Genomic DNA, 4,194 nt, shown 5'->3' on the forward strand with positions numbered 1-4,194 from the left:
TTCACCTTCCGCGCCACGGCATCCGGCGGTTCGCCCCAGGTCAGGTGCACGTCCGCGCGTCGGGCGGCGACCGGTAGCGCGGCGTCGGAGGAGCCGCCGAAGTACAGCGGCGGCTGCGGGTCGGGCGCTTCGAAGGCGGTCGCGCCCCGGACCTGGTAGTGCTCGCCGTCGAAGTCGACCGGCTCGCCGTCGAAGATCCCGCGCAGCACGGCCAGGAACTCGTCGGTGCGCTCGTAGCGCTGGTCGTGGTTCAGCCAGTCGCCGTAGCGCTGCTGTTCGGTGGATTCACCACCGGTGACGATGTTGAGCAGCAGACGGCCGCCGGACACCCGCTGGTAGGTGGCGGCGAGCTGGGCGGCCAGCGTCGGGGTCAGCGAACCGGGGCGGAAGGCCACCAGGAACTTGATCCGCCGGGTGCGGGCCAGCAGCGCAGCGGTGGTGATCCAGGCGTCCTGGCACCAGCTGCCGGTGGGTGTGAGCATGCCGGTGAACCCGAGGTGCTCGGCGGCCTGCGCGACTTGCGCCAGGTAGTCGATGTCCGGCTGGCGGGGCGTGTCCGCGCCGGAGGCTGTCACGTGTGGACGGTCCACGATGGACCGGCCGTCGCCGTGGGTGGGCAGGAACCAGTGGGTGGTGACGGTCATCTTCGGCTCCGGTCTGCTCAGACTGCGGCGAGTTGTTCGGCGAACCTGGTGTCGACGAACTCGGCGAACTCGAATCGTCGCGGGATTTCCTTGGCGGCCACGAACGCGTCGGCGAGCTCCTGCTCGGAGCGGATCACCTCGGCGTCCAGGGGTGTCGGGAGGTCCGGTCCGGTTTCGGTGGCCCGCCGGGTGACCTCGATGGGCAGACCGGTGTCCTCGGCCCACGCTTGCGCGCGCTGCTCGCGGTTGGCGTCGGCGAATCGCTGTGCCTTGGCCAGTCGCACCAGGTAGTCGGCGATCGCCGTGTTCCGGCCGGCGTCGGCGAGCGCGGCGGGTCCTGCGACCTGGAAGCTCAGGCCGTTGGCGGTGCCGCGACCGTCGGCGAGCACCCGGACGTTGGACTCGAGCTGGATCTGGGAGAAGTAGGGGTCCCAGATGGCCCACGCGTCCACCGAGCCGTTCTTGAACGCGCCCATGGCGTCGGAGGGCTGCAGGTACACCAGTTCGACGTCGTCCGGGGTGAGTCCGGCTTTGCGCAGCGTCAGGAGGATCTGGCCGTGCGCGGAACTTCCCTTGGCCACTGCGATCTTGCGGCCGCGCAGCTGTTCGACCTGCTGCAGCGGGGAGCCCGGCAGCACCACGAGGGCGTCGCTCTCGACGTTGCCCTTGGACGCCGCGACGACCCGGATCTTGGCCTTGGCGGCAGCGGCGAACAGAGGGGGCGTGTTGCCGACGCCGCCGATGTCCACGGCGTCCGCCGAAACCGCCTCCAGCAACGGCGGCCCGGATGGGAAGGTGGCCCATTGCACCGCGTAGGGGAAGTCGTCGAGGCCTGCGGAACGCAGCAGCGACCGGGAGTTGCCCTTCTGGTCACCGACGCGCAGCGTCACCGCGGCGAGTTGCTGAGGGCTGACGGGTGCGGGAACCGGTGCTTGCTGAGGATCGGATCGTCCGCAGGCGGCGAGGAGTCCGGTCGAGGAGAGGGCGAGCACGGTCAGGAAATCACGACGGCGCACGATCGATTGCTCCGATTTCACGGGAAGCGGGCAGGAAGAGATGGCCCCGAGCAGTGCGGCGACGGGCGCGCCGGGCAGCGGGGCGGATCAGTGCGGGGAGATCAGCGGGGACGACACGCGGAGCTGGCCTGCCGTCGAAGATCGACGTGCAAGCGCCAGGTCAACGCAATGCGTCCGGTCACACCGCAGATGCTCGCAATGCCCGCGCGCCAGCGTCAACGCTGCGCGGGATCCTCCCAAAGATCGGGAACGCGCTTCATTCCAGCCGGATCTGCCAGTTCCGGGAGACGAATGCGATCAAGGCCAGCGCTGCGGACAGGAACATGCCGCCGCCCTCGCCGAGGAAGAGGCACACGACAGCCAGCGCCGCCGCCACCAGGACCAGCAGCATTCGCGGCGACAGCTGCAGCCACAACCGGCGCAGCGTGCTGGTTTCGGTCAGCCTCCGAGCCAGCTTCGGGTCGTCGCCCATGAGCTGGTTCTCGATCTCCTTCAGGCGGCGACGCTCGTCCCTGGGTAGCATGGCGCCTCCACGGATATCCGCCTCCTTGAACAAGTATTGCAACGATCGTGGCGCCTGTGAAGGGTCCATCGGCCCGCCCAGTTTTGTGCCTCGTGCGGTAGTCGAGGTTGGTCGTGGGCCTGGCAAGATCGGCGCATCGGGTTCCGCGTGTGGGGAGAGTGGGAATGGAGATCTGGGTCAACCCGGCGTGTTCGAAATGCCGGTCGGCCGTGTCCTTGCTGGACGAGGCGGGAGCGGAGTACACCGTGCGCCGCTACCTGGACGAACCGCCCACCGCGGCGGAGCTGGGCGAAGTGCTCGACCGGCTCGGGCTGGAGCCCTGGGACATCGTCCGGACGAACGAGGCGGTGGCCAAGGAGCTCGAGATGAAGACCTGGCCGAAGGACCCGGAGAACCGGGACCGGTGGATCGAAGCGATGGTCGAGCACCCGAAGCTCATCCAGCGCCCGATCATCACCGCCGACGACGGGACCACCGTGGTGGCCCGCACGCCCGAGGCCGTGCGGTCGGTCCTGCCCTGACGGGCCTGGCCGGGTGAGCGCGCCTGGACGAGCGAGAACGGGGCGGGCACGTCGCACGTGCCCGCCCCGTTCGGCTGGGCGTCAGGCCACGACCGGCTGGTCGACCTGCAGCGTCAGCTCGCCGTCGGCGGCCGAGACCCGCAGCCTGGCTCCCTCGGCGAGCTCGCCGTCCAGGATCAGGTCGCTGATCCGGTCGTCGACCTCGCGCTCGATCGCCCGCCGCAGCGGTCGGGCACCGAACTCCGGCTGGTAGCCGCGCTCGGAGATCCAGGCCACCGCCGCCTGGTCGAACTCGACGTCGATGCCCAGCTCGCCCAGCCGCCGCACGGTGTGCCCCAGCAGCATCCGGGTGATCGTGTGCAGCTGCTCGCCGTCGAGCCGCTTGAACACCACGATCTCGTTGATGCGGTTGAGGAATTCCGGCCGGAACGCCTCGCGCAGCCGCGGCATGATCCGCTCGTCCAGCGCCGGTGCGGCGTCGGTGGCGGTGAAGCCGATCTTGCCGCCGGGGCTGGAGATGACCTCCGAACCCAGGTTGCTGGTCATGATCAGCACCGTGTTGCTGAAGTCCACGGTGCGTCCCTGACCATCGGTCAGCCGACCGTCGTCGAGCACCTGCAACAGCGTGTTGAACACGTCCGGGTGCGCCTTCTCCACCTCGTCGAGCAGCACCACCGAGTACGGGTGCCGCCGCACGGCCTCGGTCAGCTCACCGGCCTCGCCGTGGCCGACGTACCCGGGCGGGGCGCCGACCAGCCGGCTGGCGGTGTGCCGTTCCTGGAACTCGCTCATGTCCAGCCGGATCATCCGCTGCTCGTCGCCGAACAGCGATTCGGCCAGCGCCTTGGCCAGCTCGGTCTTGCCGACCCCGGTCGGCCCGAGGAACAGGAAGCTGCCCACCGGGCGGTTCGGGTCGCCGAGCCCGCTGCGCGAGCGCCGCACCGCGCGGGCCAGCGCCCGCACCGCGTCGTCCTGCCCGACCACGCGTTCGTGCAGCTCCTGCTCGAGGCCCTGCAGCCGCTCCTTCTCCGCGGCGGTCAACCGGCTGACCGGAACCCCGGTCGCCCGCGCCACGATCTCGGCGATGTCCTCGGCGGTGACCTCCAGTTCCCCGGTGGTCCCGGCGTCGCCGAGCCCGGACCGGGCCTGGTTGATCTCGTCGCGCAGCGCCGACGCCCGCTCGTAGTCCTCCGCGGCGACCGCGTCGTCCTTCTGCTGCTCCAGCCGCTCGATGCGGCTGCGCAGGTCGGCGTCGTCCGGTGCCAGCGCGGCCAAGCGCTTGCGCGCCCCGGCCTGGTCGATCAGGTCGATCGCCTTGTCCGGCAGGAACCGGTCGTTGATGTACTGGTCGGACAGCCGGGCCGCGGCCTGCACCGCTTCCTCGGTGTAGCGGACCTGGTGGTGCGCCTCGTAGTTCTCGCGCAGGCCCTGCAGGATCAGCACGGTGTCGGACACGCTCGGCTCGGGCACCTGCACCGGCTGGAACCGGC

At 70.3% G+C, this 4,194-nt stretch carries 5 protein-coding genes; 1 reads left to right on the forward strand and 4 read right to left on the reverse strand.

The window, feature by feature from the left end:
• From ABTZ89_RS36435 to ABTZ89_RS36445, 3 genes are all read right to left on the reverse strand, one after another.
• Positions 1–644 (reverse strand): LLM class flavin-dependent oxidoreductase (locus ABTZ89_RS36435; protein ID WP_351053567.1); only part of this gene is annotated, 644 nt, incomplete at its 3' end.
• 17 nt (positions 645–661) lie between these two features.
• Positions 662–1,660, reverse strand: a complete 999-nt coding sequence (locus ABTZ89_RS36440) for an ABC transporter substrate-binding protein (RefSeq protein WP_270949854.1) — start codon at positions 1,658–1,660, stop codon at positions 662–664.
• Positions 1,661–1,916: 256 nt separating this feature from the next.
• Positions 1,917–2,183, reverse strand: coding sequence for a DUF3040 domain-containing protein (locus ABTZ89_RS36445; protein WP_351053571.1), 267 nt, complete (start codon positions 2,181–2,183; stop codon positions 1,917–1,919).
• A 164-nt stretch (positions 2,184–2,347) separates the two neighbouring features.
• Here ABTZ89_RS36445 and ABTZ89_RS36450 point away from each other — a divergent pair, with 164 nt between their 5' ends.
• Complete coding sequence (locus tag ABTZ89_RS36450) at positions 2,348–2,704, forward strand: arsenate reductase family protein (protein WP_270949852.1); 357 nt, start codon at positions 2,348–2,350, stop codon at positions 2,702–2,704.
• Positions 2,705–2,785: 81 nt separating this feature from the next.
• Here ABTZ89_RS36450 and ABTZ89_RS36455 read toward each other — a convergent pair.
• A partial coding sequence (locus ABTZ89_RS36455; RefSeq protein WP_351053575.1) for an AAA family ATPase occupies positions 2,786–4,194 on the reverse strand: 1,409 nt, incomplete at its 5' end.

The sequence above is a fragment of the Saccharopolyspora sp. NPDC002686 genome (assembly GCF_040295745.1).
Classification (GTDB): Bacteria; Actinomycetota; Actinomycetes; order Mycobacteriales; family Pseudonocardiaceae; genus Saccharopolyspora; species Saccharopolyspora oryzae.